The sequence below is a fragment of the Streptomyces sp. NPDC051104 genome, assembly GCF_040682835.1.
GTDB classification, from domain to species: Bacteria; Actinomycetota; Actinomycetes; order Streptomycetales; family Streptomycetaceae; genus Streptomyces; species Streptomyces cynarae.
Genome location: NZ_JBFBBS010000095.1, coordinates 1 through 4972, shown reverse-complemented (window position 1 = coordinate 4972; position 4972 = coordinate 1). Strand labels below are relative to the sequence as shown.

Sequence of the window (4972 nt, the reverse complement as noted above, 5' to 3'; positions counted from 1 at the left end):
TCCAAGCCCAACTCCTCGAACTCCTGAACGTCGACCCGACCAGACCTCGGTACCTCGACCCATCCATCCTCACCTGCGAAGAACGGGCCTAGTGCAAGGACCCTAAGCCGAGCGCTGAATCCGCGTGACGCGCAGCACCTGGCCGTATGAGGATTGTCCGCATGTCTGACACGACCAGAAGCCCTCTGCCCCGGGAGGTCGCCGACGCCTACGTCGACGACCTCGTCGCCCTCGACCCGGTCACCGGCACGTACCTCGGTGTGAAGGAGAGTTCGAGGAAGCTGCCCGACACCTCGCCCGCGGGCCAGGAGGCGCTCGCCGAGCTGGCGCGGGAGACGCTCGCCCGGCTCGACGAGGCGGAGCGCCGACCGGGCGCGGACAGTGACATCGAGCGCCGGTGCGCGCGCCTGCTGCGCGAGCGGATCACCGCCGAGCTCGCCGTGCACGAGGCGGACGAGGGCCTGAGGGCGGTGAGCAACCTCTCGTCCCCGGTGCACTCCGTGCGCAACGTCTTCACCATCACCCCCGTGGCGACGGAGGAGGACTGGGCGGCGGTCGCCGAGCGGCTGCGCGCCGTGCCGGCCGCCCTGCAGGGCTACCGCGACTCCCTGGCCCTCGGTCTGGAGCGCAAGCTGCATGCCGGTCCGCGCCCGACCGCGACCTTCATCGAGCAGCTCACCGAATGGTCGGACAAGGACGGCCAGGGCCGCGGCTGGTTCGAGGGCTTCGCCTCCCAGGGCCCCGACGCGCTGCGCGCGGAGCTGGACGAGGCCGCCCGCGCGGCGACCGCTGCCGTCACGGAGCTGCGGGACTGGATGCGCGATGTGTACGCGCCGACGATCGAGGGCGCGCCGGACACGGTCGGCCGTGAGCGTTACGCCCGTTTCGCGCGCTACTTCAACGGGACGGACCTGGACCTCGACGAGGCGTACGCGTACGGCTGGTCGGAGTACCACCGCATTCTCGGCGAGATGAAGAAGGAGGCCGAGAAGGTCCTGCCCGGCGCCGCGACCCCGTGGGTGGCGCTCGCTCACCTGGACGAGCACGGCACCCACATCGAGGGCGTCGAAGAGGGCCGGGCCTGGCTGCAGGGGCTGATGGACGAGGCGATCGACGCATTGGACGGCACGCACTTCGAACTCGCCGAGCGGGTGCGGAAGGTCGAGTCGTGCATCGCGCCGCCCGGCAGCGCCGCGGCGCCCTACTACACGGCTCCCTCCGCAGACTTCTCCCGCCCGGGCCGCACCTGGCTGCCGACGATGGGGCAGAACCGCTTCCCGGTCTACGACCTCGTCTCGACCTGGTACCACGAGGGCGTCCCCGGCCACCACCTCCAGCTCGCACAGTGGGCGCACGTGGCCGACGACCTCTCCCGCTACCAGGCGACGGTGGGCATCGTCAGCGCCAACGCGGAGGGCTGGGCGCTGTACGCGGAGCGCCTGATGGACGAACTGGGCTTCCTCACCGACCCGGAGCGGCGCCTCGGCTACCTGGACGCCCAGATGATGCGGGCGCTGCGGGTCATCGTCGACATCGGCATGCACCTGGAACTTCAGATCCCGGCGGACTCGCCGTTCCACCCGGGCGAGCGCTGGACGCCGGAGCTGGCGCACGAGTTCTTCGGCTCCCACAGCAGCCGTCCGGCGGACTTCGTGGAGAGCGAGCTGATCCGCTACCTGTCGATGCCGGGCCAGGCGATCGGCTACAAGCTGGGCGAGCGGGCCTGGCTGCTGGGCCGCGAGAAGGCCCGGGAGCGCCACGGCGACGCCTTCGACGCGAAGGCCTGGCACATGGCGGCGCTCTCACAGGGCTCACTGGGCCTGGACGACCTGGTGGACGAACTGTCCCGCCTCTGATCGCGCCTGGACGGCCGGATCTCCGCCGGGTCCGGCCGTCAGCGGCGGAAGCCGCCCTCCGAGCCGATGACCTGACCGGTGGTCCGGGCCGCCTCGTCCGTGGCGAGCCAGGCGATGAGCCGGGCCGGATCGTCGGGCATGCCCCAGCGCCCGGCAGGAACCGCGCGGCGACGGCCTACGCGTCACCGGTCAGGTAGTCCGTGTCCTCGGGACCCCGGTTGACCGTGTTGACGGTGACGGCGTGCTCGGCGAGGGCCGGGGACAGCGAACGCCTGATCGAGGCGAGGGCGCCCTTCTGGAGCGCGTACGCGATCCCGCCCGGCATGCCGTCCCCGAGGTCCCGCCGCGAACGCCCGGAGCAGGACACTCATGGTGTATGTGCGGCAGGCCATCGCCTTCGAACCGCTGCCGGCCGTCTGAGTGACACCTGAGCCAATGCGACGGTGGGACAGCCTGCTCCCCAGGCGCGTGGGACAGCGGATCGGGCCCCACGGTGCGTGGGTGTCTCAACCAGGTCCGCCCAGCATGATCTTCCACACCCGGGTCGCCACCTGCAGGTTGAGGCGGTCCTCCACGTTCGTGAGGTCATGACCGCTGATCTCGCGGATGCGCTGGAGCCGGTAGCGGAGCGTGCTGCGATGGATCGCGAGTGATTCGGCGGTCTCGGCGTAGTTGCCGCCGCAGTCGAAGTACCGGGACAGGGTCTCCACGAGCGCCGTCCGGTGCAGGCCGTCGTAGTCGATGAGCTGTCCGAGCCATTCCCGTACGAACGCCTCAAGTTCCCGGTATTCGATTCCGGGCCCCAGGATGCGGTAGAGGCCCAGATCGTCGAAGAACGTCGTGCCGTATCGCCTTCGGGACCGTCGGCGTACCTCCAGGGCACGTAGTGCCTCTTGGTAGCGGCCGGGGATACCGTCCGGGGTGTCGCAGCGGGCGCTCACCCCGATCGTCCCGTCCGGTGTTCCCGTCTCCCGGGTGAGCGTCTCGTACAAGGCGTGGTCGTGGGGCCTGCCGTCGGCGACCAGGACCACGTGGTCGGAGCGCCGGGTCACCAGCGACGGCATGCCCACGGCCGAAGCCGCCCGGTCCACGGTCCGCGCGAAAGAGTCGTCCGCCGCCCGGCTCGGCCACTGCACGACGACCACGTACTGGATGCGGTGCAGGTCGTGTCCGAACGCCTCGGACCGGGCGTAGGCGCTCGCCTGGTCCGTGCCCGCCAGAAGATCGTCGACCAGTTCGCGGCGCAGTCGCAGCTCCACCTCCGCCAGATGGCGCAGGTGCGACAGCTCCAGGGCGAGTGACGTGGCGGCGTGTTCCAATGCGAACACGGCGTACTCGTCGGCCTCGTCCCGGGGATCGACCAGGGCCAGCACGCCGAGGACCTCACCGCGAGGGCGGACCACGGAGATCAGCCGGTCCTTGATCCGCACAGGTCCGCCTCTGCGAGAGACCGCCTGGAGCATCTCCTCACGGCGTGCGGGGTCCGGTTCCGGATAGGGGTCGGGCCGGCCGGGACCGGTCCAGGACCGCAGTCGGCCGAAGCGGTCCTCCACCAGCACGGGGAGTCCGGTGAGCTCATGCAGTGCGCTGGTGATGGCCTCCTCGCCGCCGCCCGAGGCCGCGACCTCGGCGAGGGCCTCGTGCAGGGCCCGCTGGTATCCCAGCTCGACCACGACGGAGACCAGCTGCCGCTGGAGGGTTGCCCGTTCCCGTCGCAGTCGGTGCAGCTCCAGGGCGTCTTCCCGCTGGCGGCGGTGCGCGGCGGCGACCGACAGGGCCGCGGCGGTCAGGCGTACGAGCGTGGCGAGCAGGACGTGCTGGGCCTCGGTGGGCCGGGAGCGAGACGTCACCACGAGGTAGCCGTACAGTCCACCGGGTCCGCGCAGGGCCAGGGCCCGGCCCCAGGACCGGCCGGGAACGGTTACGCGGCCGTCCCGCCCCGTCAGCTCTCGCACCGTCCGGTCGACGGCTGACGCATGGCCCCGCCCGACCTGCGGACCGGGGACCAGATGGCTGCCCACCCTGAGGTATCCGGCCTCGGCTCTGTACGGGCCGACGGCGGACACGTGGTCCATGGCCAGGCGCAGGATCTCGCCTTCGTCCCGGGTGTCGAACAGGGCGCGGCAGACTGCCGGCAGTTCGTGGGATGTCGGATCGGCCGGGGTGGGAAGGGGCGGGCGGGACCCTCTCCGCAAGGTCGTGGAGTACCGTCCCGGACGGCCCCGTGGAAGGCTGCCATCCCGGTCGGGACAGCGTCGGTACACGTTCCGGGCCCAGCAGCCAGCCATGGGATTGCTCCCTTCGCCCAGCCCTCGGAGAGGTGACAGCGGCCCTCCTGTTGCCTCCCCCACCAACCTACCCGAGACGTCCGGATTCTTCGTCTCGTGCTCGCGGGGCGACGGGCTCCGTTGTTCTTTGACCTGACGTGAGCAGGCGTGGAGCTGCTCGGCTCGCCACCCTGGAGCGTGTTCGAAACCCTCCGTGCGCACCGGCAGGGAGGACCTGAGCGATGACCGAGCAGCATCGCAGGCCGGTTGCCTCGTACAAGACGTACCGGGAAGCCGAACGCGCCGTTGACCACCTCTCTGACCATGGGTTTTCCGTGGAGAGGGCGGCGACCATCGGCCAGGACGTGCGCCTGGTCGAGCAGGTGATCGGCCGGACGGACTACGGGCACGGGCTACGGCAGGGCGGCCCTTCCCAGAGCGGCGAGCAGTGCGCTCCCCGATGTCCTGATCGGTTGGCTCTTCGGCCTTGTGAACTGGCTCGACCCCGTCGTCTCCGCCCTGCTCACCGCCCTGTACGGGCTGGTCCTGGGAGCGATCGTCGGCGCGTGTTCGGCATGCTGCTGCACGCCCTACAGGGCGGTCGCCGGGATTTCGCCTCGCTCCGCTCGATGCAGCCGAGCCGGTACGAGGTCATCGTGGACGAGGCTGTACGGCTGATCGGCACGCTGCAGGCCACCGGCGGAGGTCCCACCCGTGGCTGAACGAACGTGATCCGGAGAGTCGGCGCAGGCCGCCGCACCGGGAGGAGTTCCTCATGGCCAAGGCAGTGGGCATCGACCTGGGCACGACCAACTCGGTGATCGCCGTGTGGGAGGGCGGTGAGGCGTC

General features: G+C 70.8%; 3 protein-coding genes and 2 pseudogenes. 3 read left to right on the top strand and 2 right to left on the bottom strand.

Annotated features, from left to right (window positions below; genetic code table 11):
- Positions 1–161 precede the first annotated feature (161 nt).
- Positions 162–1856 carry a DUF885 domain-containing protein gene (locus tag AB0N14_RS39425; RefSeq protein ID WP_366030515.1) on the top strand — a complete coding sequence of 565 codons (1695 nt, stop codon included), beginning with the start codon at positions 162–164 and terminating at the stop codon, positions 1854–1856.
- A gap of 38 nt (positions 1857–1894) precedes the next feature.
- On the opposite strand, the pseudogene AB0N14_RS39420 reads toward AB0N14_RS39425, so the two are convergent.
- Both AB0N14_RS39420 and AB0N14_RS39415 read right to left on the bottom strand, forming a co-directional pair.
- Positions 1895–2205: pseudogene (locus AB0N14_RS39420) on the bottom strand (SDR family oxidoreductase); the annotation flags it as partial.
- 157 nt (positions 2206–2362) lie between these two features.
- On the bottom strand, positions 2363–4144 hold the full coding sequence (locus AB0N14_RS39415) for a helix-turn-helix domain-containing protein (protein ID WP_366030514.1): 1782 nt from the start codon (positions 4142–4144) through the stop codon (positions 2363–2365).
- Between the two features lie 221 nt (positions 4145–4365).
- Between AB0N14_RS39415 and AB0N14_RS39410 the strand changes: the two are divergent.
- Both AB0N14_RS39410 and AB0N14_RS39405 read left to right on the top strand, forming a co-directional pair.
- Positions 4366–4473: pseudogene (locus AB0N14_RS39410) on the top strand (general stress protein); the annotation flags it as partial.
- 216 nt (positions 4474–4689) lie between these two features.
- On the top strand, positions 4690–4845 hold the full coding sequence (locus AB0N14_RS39405) for a hypothetical protein (RefSeq protein ID WP_366030516.1): 156 nt from the start codon (positions 4690–4692) through the stop codon (positions 4843–4845).
- Positions 4846–4972 lie beyond the last annotated feature (127 nt).